Source organism: Rhodococcus sp. 5G237, assembly GCF_053764735.1.
Window position 1 is genome coordinate 1 of record NZ_JBSNCD010000007.1, and the last position, 26470, is coordinate 26470.

25 protein-coding genes and 2 pseudogenes are annotated in these 26470 nt (G+C 67.5%); 20 read left to right on the forward strand and 7 right to left on the reverse strand.

Annotation, left to right across the window (positions count from 1 at the left end):
• Positions 1-223: pseudogene (locus ACWPOC_RS17460) on the forward strand (ABC transporter ATP-binding protein); the annotation flags it as partial.
• Here the strand turns inward: ACWPOC_RS17460 and ACWPOC_RS17465 are convergent.
• Positions 220-1284: a helix-turn-helix transcriptional regulator gene (locus ACWPOC_RS17465; RefSeq protein ID WP_455409038.1), complete on the reverse strand. Its 1065-nt coding sequence runs from the start codon at positions 1282-1284 to the stop codon at positions 220-222. The pseudogene ACWPOC_RS17460 and the gene ACWPOC_RS17465 sit on opposite strands and share 4 nt — an antisense overlap.
• 88 nt (positions 1285-1372) lie before the next feature.
• Between ACWPOC_RS17465 and ACWPOC_RS17470 the strand changes: the two genes are divergently transcribed.
• The 3 genes and pseudogenes from ACWPOC_RS17470 to ACWPOC_RS17480 all read left to right on the forward strand — a co-directional run bounded on the left by ACWPOC_RS17470 (position 1373) and on the right by ACWPOC_RS17480 (position 3078).
• Positions 1373-1831 (forward strand): hypothetical protein, encoded by a 459-nt coding sequence (locus ACWPOC_RS17470; protein WP_455409039.1) that lies wholly within the window; start codon positions 1373-1375, stop codon positions 1829-1831.
• The gene (locus ACWPOC_RS17475) at positions 1828-2232 is read left to right on the forward strand and encodes a DUF1304 domain-containing protein (protein ID WP_455409040.1); all 405 of its coding nucleotides are present in this window, start codon (positions 1828-1830) and stop codon (positions 2230-2232) included. Before ACWPOC_RS17470 ends, ACWPOC_RS17475 begins: the two co-directional genes overlap by 4 nt.
• Positions 2233-2319: 87 nt before the next feature.
• Positions 2320-3078, forward strand: a pseudogene (locus ACWPOC_RS17480) (2-phosphosulfolactate phosphatase).
• 54 nt (positions 3079-3132) lie between these two features.
• On the opposite strand, the gene ACWPOC_RS17485 reads toward ACWPOC_RS17480, so the two are convergent.
• A complete protein-coding gene (locus ACWPOC_RS17485) occupies positions 3133-4113 on the reverse strand; it encodes a pirin family protein (protein WP_455409041.1) in 981 nt (326 codons plus the stop codon).
• 140 nt (positions 4114-4253) lie between these two features.
• On the opposite strand from ACWPOC_RS17485, the gene ACWPOC_RS17490 reads away from it, so the two are divergent.
• The 10 genes from ACWPOC_RS17490 to ACWPOC_RS17535 all read left to right on the forward strand — a co-directional run bounded on the left by ACWPOC_RS17490 (position 4254) and on the right by ACWPOC_RS17535 (position 15591).
• A complete protein-coding gene (locus ACWPOC_RS17490) occupies positions 4254-5093 on the forward strand; it encodes a MerR family DNA-binding transcriptional regulator (RefSeq protein WP_455409042.1) in 840 nt (279 codons plus the stop codon).
• Entirely contained in the window at positions 5090-5926 is an 837-nt protein-coding gene (locus tag ACWPOC_RS17495) for a hypothetical protein (protein ID WP_455409043.1), read from the forward strand. The genes ACWPOC_RS17490 and ACWPOC_RS17495 overlap by 4 nt, the downstream gene beginning before the upstream one ends.
• Positions 5927-6018: 92 nt before the next feature.
• Positions 6019-7278 carry a hypothetical protein gene (locus tag ACWPOC_RS17500; RefSeq protein ID WP_455409044.1) on the forward strand — a complete coding sequence of 420 codons (1260 nt, stop codon included), beginning with the start codon at positions 6019-6021 and terminating at the stop codon, positions 7276-7278.
• 73 nt (positions 7279-7351) lie between these two features.
• Complete coding sequence (locus ACWPOC_RS17505; protein ID WP_455409045.1) at positions 7352-7954, forward strand: TetR/AcrR family transcriptional regulator; 603 nt, start codon at positions 7352-7354, stop codon at positions 7952-7954.
• 15 nt (positions 7955-7969) lie between these two features.
• Positions 7970-8329 (forward strand): DoxX family protein, encoded by a 360-nt coding sequence (locus ACWPOC_RS17510; RefSeq protein ID WP_455409046.1) that lies wholly within the window; start codon positions 7970-7972, stop codon positions 8327-8329.
• Between the two features lie 70 nt (positions 8330-8399).
• Positions 8400-9713 (forward strand): PucR family transcriptional regulator, encoded by a 1314-nt coding sequence (locus tag ACWPOC_RS17515; RefSeq protein ID WP_455409047.1) that lies wholly within the window; start codon positions 8400-8402, stop codon positions 9711-9713.
• 130 nt (positions 9714-9843) lie between these two features.
• Positions 9844-11307, forward strand: coding sequence for a class I adenylate-forming enzyme family protein (locus ACWPOC_RS17520; RefSeq protein WP_230791662.1), 1464 nt, complete (start codon positions 9844-9846; stop codon positions 11305-11307).
• Between the two features lie 73 nt (positions 11308-11380).
• Complete coding sequence (locus ACWPOC_RS17525) at positions 11381-13198, forward strand: DUF3556 domain-containing protein (RefSeq protein ID WP_455409048.1); 1818 nt, start codon at positions 11381-11383, stop codon at positions 13196-13198.
• Positions 13195-14610, forward strand: coding sequence for a phytoene desaturase family protein (locus tag ACWPOC_RS17530; protein WP_455409049.1), 1416 nt, complete (start codon positions 13195-13197; stop codon positions 14608-14610). Before ACWPOC_RS17525 ends, ACWPOC_RS17530 begins: the two co-directional genes overlap by 4 nt.
• A gap of 117 nt (positions 14611-14727) precedes the next feature.
• Positions 14728-15591: an oxygenase MpaB family protein gene (locus ACWPOC_RS17535; RefSeq protein WP_229568132.1), complete on the forward strand. Its 864-nt coding sequence runs from the start codon at positions 14728-14730 to the stop codon at positions 15589-15591.
• Between the two features lie 7 nt (positions 15592-15598).
• Here the strand turns inward: ACWPOC_RS17535 and ACWPOC_RS17540 are convergent, their stop codons facing one another.
• Positions 15599-16906 carry an alpha-hydroxy-acid oxidizing protein gene (locus ACWPOC_RS17540; protein WP_455409050.1) on the reverse strand — a complete coding sequence of 436 codons (1308 nt, stop codon included), beginning with the start codon at positions 16904-16906 and terminating at the stop codon, positions 15599-15601.
• Positions 16907-17035: 129 nt separating this feature from the next.
• On the opposite strand from ACWPOC_RS17540, the gene ACWPOC_RS17545 reads away from it, so the two are divergent.
• The 4 genes from ACWPOC_RS17545 to ACWPOC_RS17560 all read left to right on the forward strand — a co-directional run bounded on the left by ACWPOC_RS17545 (position 17036) and on the right by ACWPOC_RS17560 (position 20427).
• Complete coding sequence (locus tag ACWPOC_RS17545; RefSeq protein ID WP_455409051.1) at positions 17036-17701, forward strand: class I SAM-dependent methyltransferase; 666 nt, start codon at positions 17036-17038, stop codon at positions 17699-17701.
• 236 nt (positions 17702-17937) lie between these two features.
• Positions 17938-18282, forward strand: coding sequence for a ribosome small subunit-dependent GTPase A (locus tag ACWPOC_RS17550; protein WP_147414417.1), 345 nt, complete (start codon positions 17938-17940; stop codon positions 18280-18282).
• Positions 18283-19007: 725 nt separating this feature from the next.
• On the forward strand, positions 19008-19817 hold the full coding sequence (locus ACWPOC_RS17555) for a glycoside hydrolase family 19 protein (RefSeq protein WP_225623545.1): 810 nt from the start codon (positions 19008-19010) through the stop codon (positions 19815-19817).
• A 58-nt stretch (positions 19818-19875) separates the two neighbouring features.
• Positions 19876-20427, forward strand: a complete 552-nt coding sequence (locus ACWPOC_RS17560; protein ID WP_120282613.1) for a dihydrofolate reductase family protein — start codon at positions 19876-19878, stop codon at positions 20425-20427.
• 18 nt (positions 20428-20445) lie between these two features.
• Here the strand turns inward: ACWPOC_RS17560 and ACWPOC_RS17565 are convergent, their stop codons facing one another.
• Together ACWPOC_RS17565 and ACWPOC_RS17570 are read right to left on the reverse strand one after the other, a co-directional pair.
• Positions 20446-21228, reverse strand: coding sequence for an alpha/beta fold hydrolase (locus ACWPOC_RS17565; RefSeq protein WP_455409052.1), 783 nt, complete (start codon positions 21226-21228; stop codon positions 20446-20448).
• A 78-nt stretch (positions 21229-21306) separates the two neighbouring features.
• Entirely contained in the window at positions 21307-22011 is a 705-nt protein-coding gene (locus ACWPOC_RS17570; protein ID WP_120282615.1) for a DUF899 family protein, read from the reverse strand.
• 137 nt (positions 22012-22148) lie between these two features.
• Here ACWPOC_RS17570 and ACWPOC_RS17575 point away from each other — a divergent pair, with 137 nt between their 5' ends.
• On the forward strand, positions 22149-23921 hold the full coding sequence (locus ACWPOC_RS17575) for a dynamin family protein (RefSeq protein ID WP_455409053.1): 1773 nt from the start codon (positions 22149-22151) through the stop codon (positions 23919-23921).
• Positions 23918-25360 (forward strand): GTPase, encoded by a 1443-nt coding sequence (locus tag ACWPOC_RS17580; RefSeq protein WP_120282617.1) that lies wholly within the window; start codon positions 23918-23920, stop codon positions 25358-25360. Before ACWPOC_RS17575 ends, ACWPOC_RS17580 begins: the two co-directional genes overlap by 4 nt.
• 21 nt (positions 25361-25381) lie before the next feature.
• On the opposite strand, the gene ACWPOC_RS17585 is transcribed toward ACWPOC_RS17580, so the two are convergent.
• Both ACWPOC_RS17585 and ACWPOC_RS17590 read right to left on the reverse strand, forming a co-directional pair.
• On the reverse strand, positions 25382-25747 hold the full coding sequence (locus ACWPOC_RS17585) for a hypothetical protein (RefSeq protein WP_120282618.1): 366 nt from the start codon (positions 25745-25747) through the stop codon (positions 25382-25384).
• 89 nt (positions 25748-25836) lie between these two features.
• The gene (locus ACWPOC_RS17590; RefSeq protein ID WP_455409054.1) at positions 25837-26382 is read right to left on the reverse strand and encodes an RNA polymerase sigma factor; all 546 of its coding nucleotides are present in this window, start codon (positions 26380-26382) and stop codon (positions 25837-25839) included.
• Between the last annotated feature and the right edge of the window lie 88 nt (positions 26383-26470).

The window sequence follows — 26470 nt, forward strand, 5'->3', positions numbered from 1 at the left end:
TGTCGATGATGTCGAGGGGATCGTGCCGCAGATGCAGGCCACGCCGGGGATGCCGGAGCGGCAGGCGGTGGCGCGTCGGCAGGAGCGGGTGCGCTCGATCCTGCACACTCTGCCCCCGGCCGCCCAGCACGCCATCCTCGAGGACATGGATTCTCAGCCCCGAATCGCGGCGTTCACGGGGTCCGACGCGCCCACCGAACTGATCCCGGTGGTGCTGCGCTAGATAGGGGACGACAGCGACGGCCGGGGCACCTGCCGGCCGGCCAACCGAGCGACGAGTTCCGCGCGACTACCCGCTCCCGTCTTCGCATAGACGGATTTGAGGTGGTCGTGCACCGTGTTCGGCGTGATGCCCCGGTGCCGAGCGATCTCGGCCGTCGACAGTCCGCTCAGCACGTCGGTGCACACCTCGCACTCGCGGGCGGTCAGCGCGTACGCAGCGAACAGCATGTCTGTGAGCTCGCTGCCGGCCGCGGGTTCGATCGTGACCGCGGTGCGGGATTCGTCGCCGTCGGTGCTCAACGGCGCCGCACGGACGACGATCCAGCCTCCACCGTCGTTGCGGATACGCGCCCGGAACACTCCGGTCGGACTCGCCCGAGCCCCGAACGTTGCCGCCCGCAACAGCAGTGCCAATCGCAGGGGACCGGCGAGCCATTCCTCCCATGCCCGCGCCGCGACCGTCGATGAGACCGGCTCACCCGCTGGATCCGTCACGATCACCGCCGGTCCCGGATCGGCTCCGGGGCGCGCGTGCAGGGTGTGGACGGCGGCCGCCCGGGTCGCGACCGCCACCGCCGGCGCGACCATCGTCAGGAACTCCAGCTCCCGCTCCGTGAAGTCCGGTCCCGAACGGACGAAACCCGCTGCTCCCCAACAGAACCCGTCCGCTGTGAAGACGACCCGCACCTCACGGTCGAGTCCGAGCGGGCCCCATACCGCAGCGTGCCGAAGGCTGTGGGCGACTTCGGTCGACGGTAGATCCGAGGCCCGCACCACCGTTCGTCCACTGCGGGCGATGTCTGCGAAGGTCGCGGGATCGTGTCCACCGCATTCCGATTCGGCGAGTAATGGCTCGTATTCGGAGGGAATGCGGTTGCGCCCACTGGTCATCGAACCGAATGCCGGGGTCAGGGGATCGAACAGTGCCCAGCACGTCAGGTCGCTGCGTACAGTGCGATCGACCAGTTCGATGGCACGCTGGTGCAGTGCGGTGACGCCGGCACCGGTGCCCGCGAACTCCAGGATCTCGCGGCGTAGCCGCTCCGCCCGCACTTCGAGCATGAACCCAGTATGCGCCGGATCCGGAAGACGGGAGCATCCCCGATTCAGGGGATGGTCCGGCTGCTTCCGGATCCATAGCGTCGCAGTTGTGTCCACGATTCATCTCCAATGTGCCGGTACGGGCAGGCGATTGTCGGTGCCGGATGCCGTCGTCACCGTGCTGTCGTCCGGTGAACACACCGGTGACGCCTACGAGCTCATGCTGGTGGAGGCGCCCTGCGGCAGCCCACCGCCGCTGCACACCGAGCCCTGGCCCAAGACCTACCACCTGCTGCGCGGCCGGATCCTCGTCCTCCTCGGCGGCGAGGGCTGCGAACTCGCCGCCGGTGACACGCTCACCATCGCGGCGGGAACGACGAACAGCTTCTCGGTCCTCACCGACGACGCGGTTTTTCTCCTCGTCTGCCACGGGACCGGGATGAGCGGTTTCTTCACCGACCTCGACGCGCTGGGGGAGGAGCACCTGCCCGAGGACGCACTGATGAGCAGGTTCGGGCAGATCGCCGCCCGTTACGGCATCCGATTCGCCGAGGGGGTCTCGCCATGATCGTCGTTGCGCAACTCGCGGCCCTGGTCGCTGCCGCGGTGCATCTGCTGGTCTTCGTGTGGGAGACGATCCTGTTCCGCCGTCCGAGCATCCACCGAGACGTGTTCCGCATCCCGACCGAGGACGTCCAGCCGGTGCGGATGTGGGCGTTCAACGTCGGCTTCTACAACCTCTTCCTCGGATCCGGAGCGCTCGCCGGCGTGATCCTGTGGTGGACCGGCCACGAGACGCCGGGCCGCACCCTCGTCGTCTACACGTGCTCGTTCATGTTCCTGGCCGGCATCGCACTGTTCGCCTCGGACCGGGTGGCCATGAGCCGTCCACGCGGGGCCGGGGTCGTCGGGTCGCTGTGCCAGAGCGTGCCGTCGCTGGTCGCGCTCGTGACGCTGGCACTGGCGTAGAAGCGGCGCGGCCGACAATTTGGTGTTCTCGACCGCGCTCAGCGCGGTCGGGAACACCGGATTCGTGGCATGTGTGAGGGTAGGGGCGTGAACCCCGCGCACCAGCAGTCGCATGCTTCTGTTCGCTTCGAGTGGGGCCTGTCCGGAGCGGTTGCTCTCGGGGCCTCCGACATCTCGGTCGTGGTGGACGTGCTGTCGTTCACCACGACGCTGTCGGTCGCTGCGGATCGTGGAATCGAGGTGTTGCCGTACTGGGCGAGAGACGATTCGGCCACCTAGTACGCCGCGAGACATGATGCCGTCCTGGCGGTCGGGCGTAGCCGAGCGGAGGCGGGGGAGGTGAGTCTGTCTCCGCGCACCGTTCGCGACGCCGACAACCTGCATCGCCTCGTTCTGCCCTCGCCGAACGGGTCGTCGATCGCATACTTGCCGGCTACGTCGTCGACTGTCGTCGTCGGAGCGTGCCTGCGAAATGCCACTGCGGTGGCAGCATGGATCGCGGACGTGCTGTCGGAGGGTGCGACCGTGGCAGTGATCGCCGCCGGCGAGAAGTGGCCCGACGGGTCTCTGCGACCGTGCGTCGAAGATCTGTGGGGTGCGGGCGCGGTGCTTGCCGACGTGTTGGTTCGGCGTCCGGAACTGGCCGCGTCGACCGAGGCCGAGATGGCAGTGGCCGCCTGGCATGCAGTTCGAGGCAATGTGAACTCGTCGTTGGAAGCATGCGCATCCGGTCGGGAGCTGATCGACATGGGATACGAATCCGATGTCGCCGTGGCGGCGGAGGTCGATCAGAGTGCGACCGTGCCCGTGCTCGTCGGCGATCGCTTCGTGGACCACAGTGGATAGACGATTCGGGTGGTTTCGACCTCGCTTCCGGGGTCGAAACCACCCGAATCACAACTATCGGTCCAGGCCTTTCTCGTTCGAGCCGCGCACGGCGGGAATGGAACCGAATCGCCCGGCCTGGAAGTCCTCCATCGCCTCGATGATCTCGGCGCGGGTGTTCATGACGAACGGACCGGCCATGACGACGCGTTCACGAATCGGCTTGCCTCCGAGCACGAACACCTCGAGGGCGTCGGTGCGCGAATCCTGCGTCGCGGCAGCAGAGATGGTCAGGCTCTCACCCCTGCCGAAGACGGCGGTCTGTCCGGTCCGGATCGGACGGTGTTCCGGTCCGACCGCGCCATCACCGGCGAGCACGTATGCCAGGGCGTTGAACTCAGGGTTCCACGGCAGGGTGACGCTCGCTCCCGGTGCCACGGTCGCGTGCAGCAGGGTGATCGGCGTGTACGTCGAACCGGGGCCGCGGCGCCCGTCGAGTTCTCCGGCGATCACGCGGATGAGCGCGCCACCGTCGGCCGAGGACAGCAGGGCGACCTCGCCGCCGCCGATGTCCTGGTACCGCGGGGCGACGAACTTCTCGGCCTTGGGCAGGTTCACCCACAGTTGCACGCCGTGGAACAGTCCACCGCTGACCACGAGATGTTCCGGTGGGGCTTCGATGTGCAGGATGCCACTGCCGGCGGTCATCCACTGGGTATCGCCGCCACCGATGGTGCCGCCGCCTCCGTGGGAGTCGCGGTGCTGCATGATGCCGTCGATCATGTAGGTGACGGTCTCGAAGCCGCGGTGCGGATGCCAGGGTGTGCCTTTCGGTTCGCCGGGCGCGTAGTTCACCTCGCCCATCTGATCCATGTGGATGAACGGATCGAGGTACTTCGTCTCGATGCCCGCGAACGCACGGCGAACCGGGAAGCCTTCGCCTTCGAAGCCGCGCGGTGCGGTGGTCACGGACAGGACGGGACGCGAGAGCGCGTCGGGTGCGGGCTCTTCCACGCGGGGAAGAGTGAGAACGTTGTCGACAGTTACGGCAGGCACGGTAACCCCTCTCAGGCATGTAGTTGATTTGTCAACTACCTTACTGCACTCAACCTCCGTCCTCCTCGGGTTGTTCCCAGCCGAGGCGCGCCGCATCCACGACTTGACCCTGACGTAGCGTCAGGGTCGATGCTGAAGCCATGAGGATCAGCGACTTGGCCCAGGCCGCAGGAACCACCGTTCGCGCCGTCCGGCACTACCACCGGCTCGGGCTCATGCCCGAACCCCTACGGACACCCAACGGATACCGCGACTACGAACTCGCCGACCTGGTGCGCCTGCTGCGCATCCGATGGTTGGCCCAGTCGGGTGTTCCACTGGGTTCGGTGGCGACCGTCCTCGGCGGCCACTTCACCGACGGCGCCGACCGCGATGCCGAGTCCGACCTCACCGCAGACCTCGAATCGCTGCTCGAGGCGGCGGATGTTCAGATCCGGACCCTGCAGGTCAAGCGTGATGCTCTCGCCGCGATCCTCGAACGCCACCGCGCCGGCGACCGGCTCTCGCCCTTGCCGTCACCGATCGTCGACGCGTTCGACGAACTCATCGACGGCGAGGACGACCCGCACACCCGGTCGCTGTTCGTCCGCGAACGCGACAGCTGGGAGATGCTCGCACTCACCGGGCAGGCATCGCCGGAGTATCTCGACGCCATGCGAACCCTGCTCGACGACCCCGAACAACGGCACGCGATGGTCGCCGTCTACCGACGCTTCGGAGCGCTCGCCGGACAGGATCCCACCGCGGCAGCCGACGAGATCACCGCCGTCATCGACGGCATGACCGCGCTGCTCGACGACATCCCGATCATGGCGGAGGTGCTCGGCTCGTGGGCGGCCGAGGCGGCAACTGCCCTCGAATCGAACACCGAGGTGCTCGCCGAGTTCCTTCCGGACCCGGCCCAGCAGGCCGTCGCGATCGGGTTCGTCCGGCGCGTCGCCGCACAGTCGAGACGGCAGCAGGACGGAACGCGGGCATGACCGGGCGCACCGTCCGGCTCGCCCACCGAGCCGCCCTCGTCCTCACCGTGGCGGTGGCTTGTACGAACGCCGTCCTCGCTGCGCTGGGCGTCTTCACACCGGCGACAGCAGTGAAGGTCTGGCTCGGCTTCGAGTTACCTCTCGGGATCCTGGTGCTGATCGTCGGCGCACTGCGCGTCCGAGTTCTACGCCGATCCGGAATACCGTGGGCGGGGGTGCTCGACGAGCTCGTCGGCCGCGTGCCCGCGACCCTGATGCGCGCGGAGTTGAGAAGCTACCGCGCACTGTGGTTCCTGATACGAGGACGTCGCGTCGGCGCCGGCCCCGGGGTGACGACGATCGGCTACACCCGCGGCACGATGAGCGTGCCGATCGCGTGGCTTGTGGCGTCGGTCATCGAGATCGCGGTGGTCCACATACTCGTGCCCTGGGAATGGCTGCGCTGGACCTTGTTGATCGTGTCGGTGTACTCGCTTCTTCCTCTCGTGGGGTGGCTCGCGGATCGTGTCGTCAACCCGCATCTTCTGACGCGGGACGGCCTGGTCCTGCGCTCCGGGCATCAGGTCGTGGCCCATATCGATGCCGACAACCTGCAGCGATGCATCCCGCGCCATCGCTTCCAGCCGACGGAGACGGGCGTGGACGGCGAGGTGCTGTTCCTGCCCGGTCCCGACGGCACCAATCTCGACCTCGTCCTCGCGGAACCCGTCGAGGCCCTGCTGCCGGCATTCTTCGAACATCGCCGCCGTCCGGCGCTCGTGAGCCGGTTCGCGATCCACATCGACGATGCCGCAGCGGCGCGCCGAGTGCTCGACGCCGCGCTCCTCGCCTGACGCGGCGAGGGGGAAATCGACGATCTCGTCCACCGAATCCGTTCCACAGGCGGTGACCTGCGTTTATCGTGGATGCGACGAACGGAGCCTCCGTGTCCCGCAATTCGTCCCGAGCCCTCCGCGCTCGCCTCGTCGCCGCGATCGCGTTCCTGTGCGCGAGCATCACGGTCACCGTGCCCCCGGCCGCCGGCGCCGAACCGGCCTTGTGCGCGTGGCGGTTCATGTCGAACGAGACGGTGCTCAACGTGGCGTTCCCCGACGTCAACGCCACCTACTGGGTGCTGCCCTATGCGCTGGGGCCGGGCGACTCGATCGAGGTGTCCGGAACCTATCCGGCCGCACGATACTTCTCGCTCAACACCTACGGCACGAACTTCGACACCGTCGACACGCTGCGTGACGACATGATCGTGCCGGATCCGGGCAGCGGGAACCCGTTCGCGGATGCGGCGGCGCGGAATCTTCCTCCGTCACAGCAGAAGTGGCATGCCACCGTGGTACCCGGTCCGGCGGACCACGCGCGCAACGAGATCCGCGGGGTTCCAGAGGGGCAGAGCACCCCGGTGGGTTTCCTGATCATCCGCGTGTACGTGCCCGACGACGCCACATCTGTCAGCGGCGGCGTGCCGTTGCCCGAGGTGACCATGCGCCTCGGTGGGGCGACGATGCTCAGGCAGCCGTGCGAGCAACCGTTCGACCCGAACTCCTACACCGGACCCGTCGCACAGTTCGCGCAGGCAGGTTTCGACCAGGTCATCGCCGGTGCGGCGAGCGGTGCGTTCCCCGGTGGCGCACCCGAGACGGTGTTCGTGAACCCGGCGAGTTCGTCGGGCCTGTTCCCCAACGGCGACAACAAGTATCTCGGAACGGCGCTGACCTACCAGCCGGGGCGGATCGTCGTGGTGCGGGCCAAGGCGCCACTGTTCCCCGACACCCGTGCGGGAGTGCCGGTCACGGTTCCCGATCAGCAGGTGCGGTACTGGTCGATGTGTCAGAACGATCTGGTCTCGCCGTATCCGGTGGTGGCGTGTGCCGGCGACTTCGAGACCGCGCTCGACGCGTCGGGCTACTACACGTACGTGATCGCTGCGCCCGCCGATCTTCCCTCGGTCGCCGACCCGACCGTGACCGTGCTGCCGTGGGGCGATGCCACTGTGCCGAAGAAGGTGCTGTTCCTGCGCTACATGCTGCCGTCGTCGGCCTTCTACCCGCAGTCGATCCAGGCCTCGCAGGCGACCGGCACCGATCCCGCGACGGTGATGGGTCCGTACTATCCCGAGGCCGTGTACTGCTCCGCGACGACCTTCGTCGCCGGAGGCTATGCGGCATGCCGGGACGAAGCCACCGGCTGACGCGACGACTTTCGCCGGATTCCGTTTCACGTACCTGTTGACGTGAAGCGCACCGCCGTACATGATCGTGAACATGTTCACTGAACGTGTTCAGTCTCGTGCCGAGAAACGGGACGTCACCCGGCGGGTGGTACTCGCCGCCGCAGAGACACTGTTCCGTGAACAGGGTTTCGCCGCGACGACCGTTCGGCAGATCGCATCCGCGGCAAGGGTGAGCGTCGGAACCGTGATGGCCGTCGGCGACAAGGATGCGTTGCTGGTCGCAGTGTTCGACGAGTGGATCGCCGGGGTGCACCGGGAACGGCGGGAGGCCTCGACGCAGGACGAACTCGATGCGCCCTCCGCGGTCACGGCCGTTCTGGAGTTGTTCGCGCCCTTCGTCGCGTACTTCGTTCAGGACCAGGATCTTTCACGTGAATACGCGGCGGTGATCGTGCGCGGTAGACACGAATCGGAGATCTTCGAGGGGCTGGCAGTGGCACTCGTCTCGGAGCTGGAAGACACCTTCCGTCGCGCCGGACTGGACGCGCCCGACGCCGGACGTGGCGCACGCATCGTGTACTTCGCGTACCTCGGTCTGCTCCTGACCGCGGGCAACAGTGCAACCGTCGGCGGATCCGAAGTGGACCAACTGCGTGAGGTCATCGAGCTCGTGCTCGACCGATCCAACGGATGACAAAGGGGGACAGGAATGATCGCGACAACCGCGTGGTGGTGGCTGTCGGTGGTGTTGGCGGCGATTCTGGTGGGGGATGCGCTGTTGTCGATCCACCCGCCACGATTCATCAGCGAGTGCCTGGACGGGGTGGGATTCCCCCGGGACTGGTGGTGGGCTCTCGTAGTGGTGAAGCTGCTGGCGGCTGCCGGGTTGCTGGTGGGGCCGGCATATCCGGGAATCGGAGCCGCAGCCGCGGTCGCCGTGGTCGGTTATTTCGTGTGCGCTGCGGTTGCGCACGTGCGGGCCGGGTTCCTGGGACGGTCGTTCTGGGTCAATTGTCTGGGCATGCTGGCGTTGTCCGTGCTGGTGGTGCCGGCGGCATACGCCTTCTGACCGTTCCCGGCGGCGATGCCGTTCGGCGCAAGCACGACCTGCAGATCGAGTTTTCTGGTAGACGAGTGCAATGGACGATGACGCCCGAGGCGGGACTCCGCCGAAGGATGCGCGTGCCGTCGAGGTGCAGGAACTCGTCGTGGTGGTCGGTGAGCGGCTGCAACGGCGGTCCGACGAGATCGTTGCGAGCATGGACGCGGCGATCGAGTCGGTCGTCGAGGATCTCGGCGAGTCCGAACTGACGGACATGCTGCGGGCGAGTGTGGAGGGCAATGTCGCCACGATCCTGCACATGATCAGCCACGACATCCCGCTCGATCGCATTCAGCCGATCACCGCGGCCACGGAGTATGCGGTGAGGCTCGCGCGGCACGGCGTTCCTGCGGCGGCGCTGCGGCGGGCGTACCACATCGGCTCCGACGACCTGCTCAACCAGGTGTTCGCCGAGATCCAGCAGCTCGATTGTGCACCCGACCTGAAACTCGAGCTGCTCCATCATTTCGCCGGGTGGATGCACAAGTACGTGGACTGGATGACGCGCGTCGTGCTCGACGCGCACGAAGAGGAGCAGCGGGTGCTGGTCCAGCAGTCCGAGAACGTGACGTCGGCGCTGGTGGAGCAGGTGTTGAGCGGCGGTGCATTCGATACCGAGGAGTTCGCGACGAAGACCGGTTACCGGCTCGACGGAACCCACCTCGGTGCGATCGCGTGGATCGAAGGCCCGGCCCAGGGCGCGGACCAGACACCCGCGCTCGCGGTGGCGGCAGAGACTCTCACCGTCGCGGCCGGTGGGGGAGGCTCACCCCTGTTCGTACCAGTGGATCGGCGCACGGCCTGGTTGTGGACGACGACGGCCGGTGGCACCGTCGTCGACGTGTCACGCCTTCGGACGGCTGTGCAGGCCGTCCCCGGGTTGCGCGTGGCGTTCGGGAAGCCGGCGGTCGGGGTCGCGGGATTCCGGCGGAGTCACGAGCAGGCCGAGGCGGTGCGGATCGTCGCGAGCACCGCGACCGTTCGGCACAGCCGAGCGGTGTACTACGGCGAGGACGGCATGTCCGCGACGGCGGTGCTGGCGCGCGATCTCGCGACGACCAGGCGTTTCGTCGCCGATACGCTGGGGCGGCTCGCGATCGACAGCCCGGCCGCGGAGCGGTTGCGGGACACGACGCGAGTGTTCCTGCGGACCGGCGGAAGCTATGTGCAGACCTCCGAGGAACTGATCCTCCACCGGAACACCGTGAAGTACCGGCTGCAGAAGGCGGAGGACGAACGGGGACGGCCGATCTCCGACAATCGACTGGATCTCGAGCTGGCTCTGCACGTCTGTCACGTGCTCGGACGACCCGTGCTGATTCCCAAGGAGAAGCGTTCGTCCGGCCGCTGACCCGATTTTTGTGCAGAATCGACAAGAGAAGCGTCGAAGTTGGTCTCGCGGGGACGTGTCCTGGATCACGCCGGCAGCATAGTGTCGTGCATCACAACCGATACGTGCTCGTCGGACCGAGGAGCTGTAGATGCCCTTCTCCCGCTTTCCCTTCCTCCCCTGGAACGTCCCCGCCGAGGATCGCTCTCGTACGGCGGTCCGGGACGACAGGCTCGAACTCACCTACGCTCAGCTCGACGACCGAACCCGCGCTGTCGCAGCACAGTTCGCGCGGCACGGCGTCGGCGCGGGCGACATCGTCGCGATCATGCTGCCGAACCGGGTCGAACTGCTCGTCGCGATGCTCGCGGCGTGGCGTCTCGGTGCTGCTGCGACACCTGTCAATCCGGCGTTCACGGAATCGGAAGCGGCGTATCAGATCTCGGACTCCCGCGCTGTCCTGGTGGTCAACCACTCGGTCGACGCACCGGCCGGCGGCCGACCCAGCATCGCAGTGGACGATCTCGCCGACGAGGGCGACGGCCCCGACCCTGTGGCCCTGCGCGGCGACGAATCGAGCCTGGTCATCTACACCAGCGGGTCCACCGGACGGCCGAAGGGGGTGATGCTCGATCACGACAACGCCGAGGCGATGTCGTCGACGATGGCGCAGCATTTCCGTCTCACCGCCGACGACCACTGCATGCTCGTCCTGCCATTGTTCCATGTCAACGCGATCATGGTGAGTGCACTGGCGGTCTGGCGTTCGCACGGACAGCTCAGTGTCGTCGGGTCGTTCTCCGCGACCCGGTTCTTCGACCACGTGGAAAAGCTCCGTCCCACATACTTTTCCGCTGTACCCGCGATCTACGCGATGCTCGCGGCGCTGCCCGACACCGTGAGCCCCGACACCTCGTCGCTGCGGTTCGTGGTGTGCGGCGCCGCGCCGGTATCGAAGGAACTGCTGCAGCGGTGCCACGACCGCTTCGGCTTCGTCATGGTCGAGGGGTACGGACTCACCGAAGCGACCTGTGCGTCCGCCTGCAATCCCGTCGACGGTGTCCGCAAACTCGGAACGGTCGGACCTGCACTGCCCGGACAGCGGATCGGGATCATGTCCCCGGAGGGTGAGCTGCTGGCACCCGGCGAGACAGGGGAGGTGGTCATCGCGGGACCGACGGTCATGCGTGGCTACCTCGATCGCCCCGATGCGACCGCCGAGACCGTCCGCGACGGTTGGCTGCACACCGGGGACATCGGGATCCTGGACGAGGACGGTTATCTGCGCATCGTCGACCGCGTCAAGGACATGATCATCCGCGGAGGCGAGAACATCTATCCCAAGGAGATCGAAACCGTCCTGACCTCGGTCGACGACGTTCTCGAAGCCGCGGTCGTCGGGCGGCCCGACCCGGTCCTCGGCGAGGTTCCCGTCGCCTACGTGGTGCTGTACCCGGATGCGACGACGACCGCCGAGGACCTCCTCGAGCACTGCCGGCGGCACCTGATGCGCGCGAAGGTGCCCGAGCGGATCGACATCCTCGACGCGCTACCGAAGAACCCCGTCGGCAAGATCGACAAACCCTCACTCAGGCGCGCATTGCAACACGCCTGACCCTCATCCCTCGTCCTACCTCGACGCGAGTGCCCCTCGCGGTGATGAGCCCTGCCCACCTTCAGGAGTCACAATGGGATTCAAGACGGCAGACATGCCACCGGTCGACCCGGCCACCTACGACGACATGCCCTTCATGGAGCGCATGCGGGTGCTGGCGACCCACTGGGCCGAATACGGTTTCGGCAGCCCCAAACAGATGCACATGCTCTACGTGTACAAGCTGATCTTCTACGTTCTCGGTGGGGTGGCGGTCGTCGGACTCACCACGCCCGGACTGGGTTTCGCCGATCTCGCCGACTGGTGGGGCGAGCCGATCGTCTACCAGAAGCTGATGGTGTGGACGATCCTGTTCGAGATCACCGGCTACGCGTCGTCCTCCGGCCCGCTGGCGTTCAAGTTCAAGCCGTTCACGGGTGGCTGGCGTTACTGGACCCGCCGCGGCACCCTGCGGCTCCCACCCTGGCCGAAGGTGGTGCCGTTCACCCGCGGTGACCATCGCACCGTCGTCGATGTCGCGATCTACTTCGCGCTCCTGGCCACGCTGCTGTTCCTACTGCTCGGACCCGGCGTCACGACCGCTGCCCTGCCGGGAAGCGAGGTCGGGTTGCTCCCGCAGTGGGCGCTGCTGACCTATGTCGGCCTCATCGTCGTCATGGGTCTGCGCGACCGCGTGGTCTTCCTGGCCGCACGCTCGGAACAGTACGTCGCCGTCATGTTCTTCTTCGGCATCTTCAGCAACCACGTCGACATGATCCTGGCCGCCAAGATCGCGCTGGTCACCGTGTGGTTCGGCGCAGGTGTCTCCAAATTCGGTCACCACTTCACCAATGTGATCCCGCCGATGCTCAGCAACACCCCGTGGATCACTTCGAAGCGGTTCAAGCGCTCGCTCTACCGCAACTTCCCGCAGGATCTTCGTCCGTCGAAGGTCAGCTGGTTCCTTGCCCACGTCTGCGGCACCGTCGTCGAACTCGTCGTCCCGCTGGTGCTGCTGTTCTCGACGAACACGACGATCACCTGGCTCGCCATCATCGGCATGGTCATGTTCCACATCTTCATCACCTCGACCTTCCCGCTGGCGGTCCCGCTCGAGTGGAACGTCTTCTACATGTTCGCCGCCGTCTGGCTCTTCGGTGGATTCCCCGCCGGCGCCGGCTACGGGGTGGGCGATGTAAGCTCCGTCTGGATCCTCGCGCCGATCCTCGTTGCCTTCCTGCTGTTCCCGATCCTCGGCAACCTGCGCCCCGACCTCGTCTCCTTCCTGCCGTCGATGCGTCAGTACGCCGGCAACTGGGCGTCGGCCCTGTGGGCCTTCCGCGGTGACGAGGCGGAGAACAAGCTCAACGAGAACCTCACCAAGTTCAACGACAACCAGATCGACCAGCTGAGTGGGGCGTTCGGCAAGGAGGTCGCCGAGATCTTCATGCAGAAGGCAGTCGCATGGCGCACCATGCACAGCCAGGGTCGCGGCCTGATGTCGCTGATGATGCGGCACCTCGACAAGCTCGAGAACTACCGCATCCGCGAAGGCGAGTTCACCTGCACGACCCTGGTGGGCTGGCAGTTCGGCGACGGTCACCTGCACAACGAGCAGACCATCAGCGCGGTGCAGGAACGGTGCCGGTTCGAACCGGGAGAATGCGTCATCGTGTGGATCGAGTCCCAGCCGATCCATCGGAAGACGCTGGACTACAAGGTGATCGACGCGGCGCTCGGTGTCGTCGAGCGCGGTCACTATCACATCGAGGACGCGGTCTCTGCGCAGCCGTGGCTGCCCGACGGCCCGATCCCGCACACCGTCACCTGGCGGATGGCCGGCTACGAACCGGCCGGGACGGCCTACCTCCACCCGCAGGTCCGGCCCGATCGTGTCAAGGTTGGAGCATGACCGACGCGGTGATAGTCGGCAGCGGGCCCAACGGGCTCGCTGCCGCCGTCGTCCTCTCCTCCGAGGGCGTACGGGTACGAGTGCTCGAGGCAGCAGAGACGATCGGTGGCGGTACGCGCAGCAGCGAACTGACCCTGCCGAGCCTGCTCCACGACGAATGCAGCGGCTTCCACCCGCTGGCCGTGGACACACCCTTCAGCCGGGAGTACGACCTCGCGGAACACGGGCTGAGCTGGTCGTGGCCCGAGGTGCAGTACACCCACCCGCTCGACGGCGGACGTGGCGGCGCGGCCTATCGATCCGTGGCCGACACCGCCGCGGAACTCGGGACCGACGGGGCCAGGTGGCACCGGATCTTCGGCGCACTGACCGAACGATTCGGCGGCATCACCGAGGACTTCCTGCGCCCGATGCTGCACGTGCCCGTCCATCCGGTGTTACTCGCCAGATTCGGGATGTTCGCCGCGATGCCCGCCGACGTGCTCGCACGCGCCTGGTCCACACCCGAGGCGCGCGCCCTCTTCGGTGGGGTGGCGGCCCACGCCCTGCGGCCCTTCGGCTCGCCGATGTCCTCGGCCATCGGCGTCGCGCTGGGCACGGCCGCGCACGCCTACGGGTGGCCGGTCGCGCAGGGCGGATCGCGCGCCATCGCCGCAGCGATGGCGTCACTGATCGAGAAGAACGGCGGCACCGTCGAAACCGGGGTACGCGTGGAGTCCCTCGACGAACTCGGCAACCCCGACCTGGTGCTCCTCGACACCTCACCCGCCGACGCCGTGCGGATCGTCGGCGACAGGCTGCCCCGCCGCACCGCCCGTGCCTACCGTCGGTACAAGCACGGTCCGGGGGCGTTTAAGGTCGAGTACGCCGTCGAGGGCACCGTGCCCTGGCAGCACGAACCGTCCCGCCGCGCCGGCACCGTCCACGTCTGCGGTTCGTACGCCGAGACGGCGGCAGCCGAACGCCAGGTGAACCGGGGGATCATGCCCGATCGCCCCTACGTCCTGGTCGGCCAGCAGTTCCTCGCCGACCCGTCGCGCTCCGCAGGGAACCTGAACCCGCTCTACGCCTACGCGCACGTCCCGCACGGATACACCGGCGACGCGACCGAGCCGATCACCACTCAGATCGAACGGTTCGCCCCGGGCTTCCGCGACACGATTCGTGCCGTGCACGTGCGGACGACGACGGAGATGTCCGTCCACAACGCGAACTACGTGGGCGGCGACATCGTCACCGGAGCCAACAGTGCGGTGCAGCTCGTGCTCCGGCCCCGCCCGGCACTGGACCCGTACGCGACCGGCGTTCCCGGCGTGTACCTGTGCTCGGCGGCGACTCCGCCGGGTGCCGGGGCGCACGGCATGTGCGGCTACCACGCCGCCCGGTCGGCGCTGGCGTACCTGAAGACATGAGGTGATCTTCCGGGGTGAATGTGCGGTGACGGGCGCGCGCGGCGCCGCGAAACTTCGCATACGGAAATAACATCCTCCCGACATGCACTCCCCCCGGTGCTGAAGGAGCCCTCACCCGTGACCGCAACCACCCCCCACCCTGCCCGGAACGCGCCGCGTGAAGACGACGGCTACTTCGGCCCCGGCTCCGTCTCGTGGAAGGTGTACGCCGACCCGTCCTCCCGCGTCGCGGGCATGGCGGGTCTGCTGCTGCAGGCACTCAACCCCGGGATGATGCGGCTGTTCGAGCACGCGTCGGCCGCGTACGTCGATCCGAAGGGGCGGGACGAGCGCACCGGCCGCTATCTCGACACGGTCATGTTCGGTGACAAGGCCCATGCGGATGCCGCCGCAGCCTCGGTGCGCCGCATGCACGCGCACGCCGTCTGGGACGACCCGCACACCGGCACCACACTGCGCGCCGACGAGCCCGCGTGGATCGACTGGACGCACAACGCCCTCGCGTTCGCGCTGCTGCGCGGTGCGGAATCCTTCGGCCTCGACCTGACCCCGGCCGAGCAGGACAAGTTCGTCGTCGAACAGCACATCGCCGCAGAACTCGTCGGTGCGGACCCGGCCCGCCTGCCCGCTACCCGGGCCGACCTCGAGGCGTACGTCGACGAGCAGCGTCACTGGCTGTCGCTGTCGCTCGCGGCCGCCGAGGTGACGCACGCGCTCCGCAAGCCGAACCTGTGGGGCAATCCGGTGAAGGTGTTCACCTTCGTCGTCGTGCAGGACGGCATGCTGTCGCTGCTGCCGGAGTGGGCGCGCCTGATGTACGGAATCGAGGGGCGCCCGATGAATCTGCGCGCCGCGGCACGCACCACCAAGCGGCTCATCGGCATCGCTCGTAAGAACGAGTCGTACGACAAGATGGTCGCCGAGATCACCACGCGCATCGACGAGACTCCCTACCGCAAGGTGCGTGCGCGCAAGGCCTGACCCTGTCTCAGAAGGAGGGATTCGGCCGGACGAACCGTTCGTCGATGTCGGCGATCGATCGGGCGCCGGTCAATGCCATGGTGAGGTCGAACTCGGCGATCACGTTGCGGATCACCTCCTCGACACCCTGTCGACCTGCGATCGCCAATCCGTACATGTAGGGCCGGCCGAGCAGCACGGCGTCCGCGCCGAGCGCGAGCGCGACGAAGACGTCGGCACCGCTTCGGATCCCGCTGTCCAGCAGCACGGTAAGCTCCCGGCCGATCGCGGCACGGATGTCGAGCAGGGCATCGAGCGAGGCGATCGATCCGTCGACCTGGCGTCCACCGTGGTTCGACACGACGATCGCGTCGATTCCGAGGTCCACGGCGCGACGCGCATCGTCGGGATGCAGAATTCCCTTGAGCACAATGGGAAGTCGCGTCCGATCCCGCAACGTCGCCAGATGCTCCCAGCTCAGTCCCGGATTGGAGTAGATGTCGAGGAAGGTCTCCGCGGCGGCGCGCGGCACGGGGGAGCGGAGGTTGTCGAGGAATCGACCCGGATGGTTGCGGGTCATCGACAGCAATGTGCGGAGCGCGCCGAGCGTGACGTCGGGTCGCTCCGTCACCATCTCGCGGGCGGCGTCGATCCGCTGCCGGACGATGTCGAGGAAGCGGGGATCCGAGGTGTACTGGGCGATGCCCTCGCCGCGCGCGAACGGCAGCGACCCGAGATTCAGGTCTTGCGGACGCCATCCCAGCATCGTCGTGTCGAGGGTGACGACGACGGCCTCGGCGCCGGCTGCTTCGGCGCGTCGCAGCAGGCTGTCGACGAGATCCTCGTCGGAACTCCAGTACAGCTGGAACCAGCGGGACGCAGAGCTCATTGCGGCAGCGCAGTCCTCCATGGAATTGCAGCCCTGATTGGAGAAGATGTACGGCACGCCGGTCGCGGCGGCCGCCCGCGCGATCGCCAGGTCGCTGTCGGCGGCCATCAACGCTCCCGCCCCGATCGGGGCCAGCAGCAGCGGCGAGGAGAGCGACGTGCCCGCCACGGTCGTATGCAGGTCGCGTTCGGTGACACCGTGGGCCATGCGCGGGACGATCGCCCATCGATCGAACGCGCGCCGATTGTTGCGCATCGTGCGTCCCTCGCCGGCACCGCCCGCGACATACGCCCAGGCCCGCTTCGAACTCGCACGCCGCGCGGCGCGTTCGAGGTCGCCGAAGGACGTCGGAACGGCCGGACGCCGGCCCAGCGCTCCGTTGCGGTACACGACCCCCTGACGTTCCCGGCCGGGACCGGCGGGTGCAGATGCAGCAGTTTCGATCACGAGTGAGTTCCCCTCTCGAGCGGTGGCGCTTGTCGATCCTTCCTCACGAACCCGGTCGAGTGAACCGGTTACGGGTGTCGAATTCGGAATCGGTGCGGTGGATCCGGCGGCGGGCGTGCCGTCGGATCCATGACCGAGGACGGCCAGGTTGCACCGTGGGACGACATCTACCGGGGCGTCGCCGAAGGGTTTTCGGGACCCGTACCGTGGAACATCGGCGAACCCCAGCCCGAGATCGCCCGATTGATCGACGAGGGCGGATTCCGCAGCGACGTGCTCGACGCGGGCTGCGGACATGCCGAGACCTCCCTCCATCTGGCGGCACGGGGGTACACGGTGGTGGGTCTCGATCTGTCGCCGACCGCCATCGAGGCAGCTCGGGCCGCGGCGTCGGAGCGGGGTCTGACTACCGCGACCTTCAAGGTCGCCGATATCACTTCGTTCACGGGGTTCGACGGCCGGTTCGCGACGATCGTCGACAGCACCTTGTTCCATTCGCTGCCCGTGGACCGGCGTCGCGCTTACCTGAGCGCCGTCACCCGTGCCGCTGCTCCGAGTGCGTCCTTCTTCGTCCTTGCCTTCTCGAAGGACGCCTTTCCGGAAGAGGGGCAGGGCCCCAATCCGGTGACGTACGACGAGTTGCGCGACGCGGTTGCCGAGTTCTGGACCGTCGACGACGTGCGGCCGGCGTTCATCCACGCGTTTCTCGGCGACGAGGATGCTGCCGCGTGGCCGCGGGACGACAAGGGTCGCTCGATGCTCCCGGCCTGGTTGCTGTCGGCCCACCGCGGTTGAGGATGCACGCGGAAATTCGATTGCATTGCCGGGGTGCGAAGTTCACCATCGGATCTGTCGGAGCGGACCACCCGTGCCTCGTCATGATCCAGGAGTCACCGTGCACCCGGATGTCCCACCCGGAACCGATCCGCTGGTCGAGTACGGCTGGTCCGAGCAGATCGCGGAACGGTTCGCGAACAACGATATCCAGGGAACTCCCGGCCGGATCGTGCGGGTCGGTCACCGTCTGTGCGGTGCTGCCGCGTACCGGCGCGATTCGTCGTGCCGACGCGTCGGGACGTTCGGGAGAGCAGGTTCTCCCCGCGAACGTCGACACCGTTCCGCCTTCCCCCGAGATCGACGAGCTCGCTCAGTACTGCCGCTTTACGGACTGTTCGCACGAGACCGAGCCGGGATGTGCGGTCCACGCCGCCGTCGACTGTGGCGACCTCGATGCCCGGCGAGTGGAGAGTCATCGCAAACTGCGGCGTGAGAACGAATGGATCGCGGCCCGGTCCGATGCCCGGTTGCGGCACGAGCGGACCCGCGAGATCAAGGTGATGAGCCGCGCGATCCGGGCGTATTACCGCGACCGCTGAAGTTCTCGGCGCGGCGTACAGGGCGGTCGGTACCAGTCAGTGCAGTTCGCGCGATGAACCGGGGCTTGCTACCGCAACACGCCGCGTCGACCCCGTTTCGGCGCGCTGATCATGGACGCCCCTGACCGAACGGTCGGGTCTTCGACCTGCGCGAACATACCGGTCGGTACTTCCGATTCGGGTCCGTTGCACCGTGAAGGCGGATGGACTCTTCTGCTCACGGCAGCGCGTTATCGAGGTGTGTCGTCGGACACGAAATGATTACGACCCGGCTCGGGGGTGTACACCTTCTCGGTCGAATCGAACTGGTCTGTTCTCGAGGGGGCGACCCATCGCGGCCTCGATTCGATCATCTGTGGGGCGAACCTTCGGCGCGTGCGGTCGTGTCATCGAAGGTGTTGCTACGCAGGGAATTCGGTGAGAGCACGTCGATCCTCCGTGGACGAGGGACAGGATCGGCCAGGTGCCGTTGCGGAAGGTTCTCGCTGGGCCGGCCGAATGCGAGGGCCGCAATGATCGACTTTCGAGTATGGCGTGGCTCACTTGCTTCGGTTCAGATGGCGTCGGCCACGATCGCTTGAAAACCTCTCGACCTGCGACGTTACCTGGTTGTGACCTGATGGTCGCGTGTTGGCCCTCCGTGCGGTGGTAACGATCCCGCCGGTGATGCCCGCGGCCCCGTTCGAAGGCCGAACCCAGCTTCGGCGAATCTTGGAGCACGACCCTTGTCCGTTTCATCATTGCGCCGTTTCCGTGCCGCGGTCGCCACCGCGGCCGTCCTCACCGCCGCGCTCGGCGTCGGCACCTCCGCCGCCCACGCCGACACCGCACCCACCACCCCCACCCAGACCCGTTTCCAGGAGCCCCGCGACCTGCTCCGGGCGCTCGACTTCGACGCCCTGGCCGCCGACGGCTGGACCGTGACCGACGACGAGGAAGAGGCCGAATCCGCAGAGACGACCGAGGTGGTCGAACTCGTCGCCGAGACGACTCCCGCGCCGCCCCCCGCCGTCACACCCGAGGAGCTGGCTCGCATCGTGCCGGGCATCCCGGCGGAGAAGGTCGAGCAGTTCATCGCACCGCTGAACGACGCGATGGCGCGCAGCGGCATCGACAACCCGGTCCGTCAGGCGGCGTTCATCGCCCAGCTGGCCGTCGAATCGGACTCCTTCCGCACCTTCGAGGAGTACGCGTCCGGTCGCGCCTACGAGGGGCGTGCCGATCTCGGCAACACCCATCCCGGCGACGGTGAGCGCTACAAGGGTCGCGGCGCGATCCAGATCACGGGCCGCCACAACTACGAGAAGGTCAGCGAGCACATCGGCGTCGACTTCGTCGCGCACCCCGAGCTGCTCGCTGCGCCGGAGAACGCCTTCACCACCGCTGCCTGGTACTGGACGTCGCGCAACCTCAACGAGGTCGCGGATACCGCAGGAATCGTCCGGGTGTCCGAGCTCGTCAACGGCGGTCACCACGCCCTCGGTCGCCGCATCGACGACTTCAAGCGTGGTCTGGACGTGCTGCTCCAGCCGTAAGCCCGGCACGGTCGCACCGGGCCGATGAGTTCGGGGTGCGCCGGCGGTCTATCGGAGCATGAGAAAACTGATCTACGACTTCGGCGTGTCCCTCGACGGCTACATCAACGACCGCGACGGCAATATCGACTGGACCGACCCCGACGACGAACTGCACCAGTTCCACAACGACCGGTTCCGTCAGCTCGAGCTTTCGCTGCACGGCCGGCGGATGTACGAGCTGATGGCCGAGTACTGGCCTCACCTGCCCGAGGACGCCTCGCCCATCGAACGCGACTTTGCCGAACTGTGGACGACCACGCCGAAGGTCGTCTTCTCCCGCACCCTCACCGAGGTCCACTGGAACAGTCGTCTCGTCGGCGACGACGCGGTGGAGGAGGTGCGCAGGCTCAAGGCCGAGGGAGACGGCGTCATGGAGGTCGGTGGGGCGAACCTCGCCGCGTCGCTGATCCCGCACGGTCTCATCGACGAGTACCAGGTGTTCGTCTCACCCGTCCTGCTCGGTGGAGGGACACCGATGTTCCCGCCCCTCGAGAAGCGCGTGGATCTGCGCCTGGTCGAGACACGACAGTTCACGACCGCCGTGATGCTCCGCTATCTCGCCGACTGAAAGTCCGCCGGCCGCCGCTCAGAAGAGCTCCGGCGTCACCGGCGGCACGTCGTCGAGGAACGCCGTCACCATTGGCACCAGCACGTCCGCCTCTCCGGAGATGCCGAGGTGTGACATCGCCGGGAGGATCACGAGGCGTGCCCGGGGAACCTTCTGCAGCATCCCCGTCGTCGCTGCTTCCTCGTCCCCACCACCGAGCAACCGGAACATCGTCACCGCATGTTCCGGTTTCACGCCGTCCGCGTCGCCGACGATCACCATCGCGTTCGCGGTGATCGACCGCATCTGTTCGTCGGTGATCTGCTGGTCCTCGATGTTGAGGACCTTCATCTTGTCGACGTAGGTGGTGAACGCCGCGGGGTCGGGCGTGTGCTGCGTGAACGCCTTCTCGACGGAGGTACCGGCGAACACCTCGACATCGAGATGTTCGATGCCCTCGAGCATCGACGGGTACCAACCGTCCTGCCGGTAGGTGGCCGACAGTGTGACGAGCTTTCCGACGAGGTCCGGATGCCGGAGCACCAACTGCAACGCCACCCCGCCGCCCTGCGAATAACCCATCACGTCCGCGCGCTCGACCTCGAGAGCCCGCAGCAACTCCGCCGCATCGTCGCCGAACTGTTCGTAGGACATCGGACGATCGGTGTCCGGGGTGTGACCGTGCCCCTGCTGATCGAAGACGATCACCGGGCGTCGTCGGGCGAAGGCGGTCACCCAGGACGGCATCGACTCGGTGCTCATGAACGCGCCGGGAATCAACAGCAGGGGCAGCGGAGCGGACCCGTCGAGTTCGCCGTGCACCTCGAATTACAGGCTCAGACCGTTGATGGGCAGATGTCCGCTGCGCGAGGGTGTCGAGTCCGCCATGTCACCCGGCCCTCACTGCGCGCCGGTGCCGGGACCGTAGAGCCGCGCCACATCGGGGGAATCGAGCCACCCCGAATAGGTCGGCGACTGCGGCCAGCCCTCGGGCGAATCCTGCCATTCCTCCTGACGACCCCACGGAAGAAGGTCGATCAGGGCGAAGGTGTAGCTGAGCTGTTCGGTGCCGCGACCGGTGGTGTGCCAGGTGCGGTAGACCTTATCGCCGTCGCGCAGGAACACGTTGACCGCGAACCCTCCGCCGGGAGGTGCGTCGACGTCGGCGCCGAACGAACTCTCCGACGACGAGTACCACTCCATCGTGTTGCCCACCTTCGCCTTGTAGTCAAGGGCTTCGTCGATCGGCCCGTTGGTGACGATGACCATGCGGGCGTCGTAGTTGTCGAGGATGCCGAGCCGGGTCCACTGTGTCGTGAGACTCGTGCATCCGCCGCACTGCCATTCGGCACCGTCGGACCACATGTGGTGATAGGTGATGAGCTGCGAGCGGCCCTGGAACACATCGACGAGCCGGATCGGGCCGTCGGCGCCGATCAGCGTGTGGTCGGGCAGTTCGATCATCGGCAGCCGGCGGCGCTGCGCTGCGATGGCGTCGAGTTCGCGAGTGGCGGCCTTCTCCCGTCGCCGTAGGTCGTCGAGCGCCGACCGCCATGTCTGCTCGTCGACGATCGGAGGAAGGGCGCGGGTGGTCTGCTGGGTCATGACGTCTCCCGGAGTCGGACGGATCCGTTCACGAATGTTGACCGGGGCAGGAGCCGGAAATCATCGTGGACGCGGCCACGAATGCGAACGCCGGAGTGGAGCACGGTCCCGTACCGGCCGGTATGTAGTGTCGTCGCGTGTCTCCTGATCCGTCTGTGGCCGACCTGATCGACGGCGCGTGCAAGGTGCTGCGCGCCTACAAGCACGACGAGGTCGCCGACCGCGCCGAACGCAAACTCGCCGACACCGGCCGGCCGACGTCGATCGTGGTGGTGGGGGAGATCAAGCGCGGCAAGAGTCTGCTGGTCAGTGCGCTCATCGGCCGCGACGGCGCCGCTCTCGACGACGTCGAGCGCTCGACCGCTGTCGCAACCCGTTTCGTCACCGCCACCGACGATTTCCGGGAGGGCACCGCCGAATTGGTGTTCCCCGACGGGCGCCGCCGCATCGACCGCGCCGAGCTGGGGGAGTGGATCACCACCGGCGGCCGCTACGTCCAGGACCCGACCGTCGAGGTGCTGCCGGTCGCGGCGCTCGTGCCGATCGCGTCCGAGAAGCTCGCGAACGCGTCGGTCGTCGACACTCCCGGCATCGGCGGCCTCGACCCCCGGCATGCCGCGATGGCCGCCCGCTCCGCCGATCGGGCCGCCGTGCTCGTGCTGGTGTGCGATGCGTCGACCCCGTTGACCGAACCGGAGATGCGGTTCCTGCGCGAGAGCGCCGCCGGGGTGGAGAACGTGCTGGTGGTGGTCACCAAGACCGACAAGAACCTCACCCGCTGGGAACAGATCGTCGCGGAGAACCGCCGCGCCGTCGCGGAACACGTCGGCCGCGACATCCCCGTCGTCGCCGTCTCGAGTGTGCGTGCCCTGGCCGCGACCGCCCTACCACCCTCCCCGGTGCGCGAGCGCAGCCTCGCCTGCTCCGGGATCCCCGAGCTGTGGGGCATGCTCGACGAGCGGGTCGCCGCCGCACGGCACCGCCCCGAAGCCGACGCGCTGCGCGTCGCCCTCGACGGGTTGCGCCGCATCGAAACCGGAATCAGCGACGAACTCTCCGTCGTGCGCGACGGCGAATCCGCGATCCCGGACCTGACCGCCGAGATGGAACGGCTCGAGGGTCTCAAGGACGAGGCGCAGCAGTGGGAACAGCATCTGCAGCGCGACCTCACTCTCGCGCGGCAACGGGCGATCACCCGCCTCGACGAGGAGCTCGCCCGCGTGCGCGAGGACTGGACGACGCGCATCAACAAGTCGTCGATGCAGGTGCTGCGGCGCTCCCCGCAGGTGTTCACCGCCCAGATCCAGGCCGACCTGCTCGACGCGATGGCCACCACCGCGCAGGTCTTCCTCGACGACCTCGAGAAGATCGTCACCGACCTGTTCGACGACCCGCAGCAGTGGGAGCACATCCGCGAGATCACCCTCGAGGCGCTGCAGACCGATCCATTGGTGACCGGGGAAGTGGGCTCGAAACGCCAAGGGCTGCTGGATCCGAGCGTGCTGACGATGGGCATGATCGGCACCACCATGCTCGGCGCGGTGATCGGGGCCGGTGCCATCGCCGGCGTCGCGTGGGTGGCGATCAATCTCGGGTTCAAGGCGATGCGCACCGGCAAGACGAACCTGTCGACCTGGCTGCGCGAGACCCTCGCGACCGTGCGGACCGTCACCACCCGCATGCTCGAGGCCGCGATGGCCACCACCCGCCCGGAGATCGTGCTGCGCCGCCGCAAGCACCTGCAGGACCGGATCACCGAGTTGCAGAAGCGCATCGACGAGGCCAAGCGCGCCGCGCAGGCGGACGCCGCGACGCGCTCCGCGAACACCGAACGACTGGAGAAGAACCTGCGCATCACACGCGCCCGCATCACCCCGATCGAGACGGCTCTCACGGGAGGTGCCGCATGAGCGCCCCGCACTCCCCACTGCAGGCCGGAGCACCGGATCCGGTACACCAGCGCATCGACGCGTCCCTGCACCAACTTGCCGCGCTCGGCGGCGATCTCGTTGCGCACGCCAACCGCATCGGCGCGATCCTGTGGTCACCGCCGCGCATCGTCGTCGTCGGACGGCTCAAGGCCGGCAAATCCACCCTGGTCAACGCGCTGATCGGTGCGCCGGTCGCCGAGACCGCGGCGCTCGAGGCCACCAATGTCGTCACCGTCTACGAGAACGGCGCCCCCTCCCGCGCCGACGTCGTGCTCACCGACGGCACACGCCGGCCCGTGCCGCTGGCCCTCGGGACCACGGTCGACGTCGGGGTACCGCCGGCACAGGTCGCGTACGTGCACCGGTATCTGCCCTCGCACGCGCTGAGTACCATCACACTCGTCGACACCCCCGGCCTGGCGACGCTGACCGTCACCAACGCCGCCGCGACTGAGCGCGCCCTGATCGACGGATTCGAGCAGACCCGCTCGGCGTCCGTCGACGCCGACGCGGCGGCGTTCCTGTTCGACTCGATGCCGCGCACCGACGAGGTCGAATTCCTGCAGCGCCTCGGCTTCACGCCGCTGAACACACTCGGAGTGCTTTCGCGCGCAGACGGTTTCGGGCGCGGGGTGCTCGGCAACCGCGATCCGCTCGGACACGCCGCCGAACACGCGAACGTGCTCGCGCGGCGGTTGGCGGGACAAGTCGGCACGGTGGTGCCGGTCGCCGGGTTGCTCGCGCAGACCTCCCATACCGGTGCGTTCACCGACGCCGACGCCCGCGCACTCGCGGCGCTCGCCCCGCTGGCGCCGCTGGAGTTGTTCGATCTGCTCGACGCCGATCCCGCCGCGCTGCCGGTGCCGCGCGAACAGGTGTGGCGCCTGCTGGAGCTGATCGGGGAGTACGGGCTCGTGCACGCCCGCGCGCAGGCAACGGGTGGGGCGCACCAGGTCAACCAGTGGCTGTCCGGGGTGTCCGGCATCCATCCGCTGCGCACGGTGCTCGAAGAGTCGCTGCGCCGGTTCGCGGTGTTGCATCGCGCCGGCCGGATCCTCGCCGAACTCGACGCCCTCGTCTATTCGCATCCGGCGCGCGACGCCATCCGGCAGATCGTCTCGGCGCTGCGCACGGATCCGGCGTTGGTGCCGGTGGAGTTGTTGCGGGCGTTACGATCTCTGCTGCAGGCCGACCCGAGCGCGCCGGTGGTCGACGAACTGGTCCAGGTGCTGCGCGGGGTCACGATCGCCGAGGCCCTGAGGCTGGAGCCGACGGCGTCACCCGAGCAGATCCGAGCGATGGCGCAACAGAAGCTTGTCGCGGTGCAGGCACAGAGCGTGTCGACGCGGTCTGCGGCGGAGGACACGGCCCTGACAGCGCTTACGCACGTCTATACGGTGATCGCCCGCGGTTACTGACCCGGCCTGCGTGTTACGCGTCTACGCGTTGAGATCGGGCTCGTCGACGCTGTCGGTGAAGTCGGACGGGGCGGCCTCGTCGTCCGAGGAAGGCTCGCTGTTGTCGTCGTCGAGGGCGGGATCGGTTCCACCTGCGCTGGCGAGGTCGGCGTCGGAGTCGGAGTCGAGGACAGGATCGAGGTCGAGAGAGCCGACGGTGACCACCTCGGGGTCGATCTCGTCGTCGTCCGGGATCAGTGAGATGTCGACCGCGGCAGTGCCGGGGTCGGTGGCGATGTCGAGCGCGCGCTCCCAGACCTGATCGGGCAGTTCCGGTAGGCCGGCGAGCACATCGATACCGAGCAGCTCCCCCAGGGAGGGCAGCGGATCGGTCTCATCGCTTGTCATGGGCTCTTCCTTCTTCCCCCGTTGTCCGTCGTCTTCAGGTTGGAGTCGTGTGGGCCCCGGAATGTTCCTGCCACGTCCCAATCTACCGGTCAGGGATCGAGACCGGCGGGATCGAGGCGGGTGGGATCGAGCAGTTCGACGAGTTGTGCTCGCCCCCGGTTGATGCGGGTCTTGACCGTCGCGACCGGCACGTTCTGATGCTCGGCGATCTCGGCGTAACTCATCTGGGCGTATTCGCGGAGCACCACCGCGACGCGGAACTGTTCCGGGAGTTGGGCAAGCGCGTGACGCACCGCGTCGGTGTCGACGACGCGATCGGCCGGTCCCGGCACCGTGGAGGCCCGACCGAGGTCGATCTCGTCGTCGGGGATCTCACGGCGCTTGCGCACGATCGCCAGCGCGGCATTACTCGCGATGCGATAGAGCCAGGAACCGAAGCGGGAGGTGCCCCGGAATTTGTCCAGGTTCTGCCAGGCGGCGATCAACGCGTCCTGCAGGGCGTCCTCGGCGTCGTGGCGGTTGCCGGTGGTCTGCACACATACCGCCCACACCTGGGTGCGCGACGGTTCCACCAGTGCGGCGAACGCGGCCCGGTCGCCGGACCGGCACCGTTCGATCAACTCCGTCTCGTGCATGGCACCCCCATCTGTACGCGGAGTAACCTACCCGGCCGCGTCGCGCAGCGGTCCGGTGACCGCCCTAGGTGTCGTGCACCGACGGTCA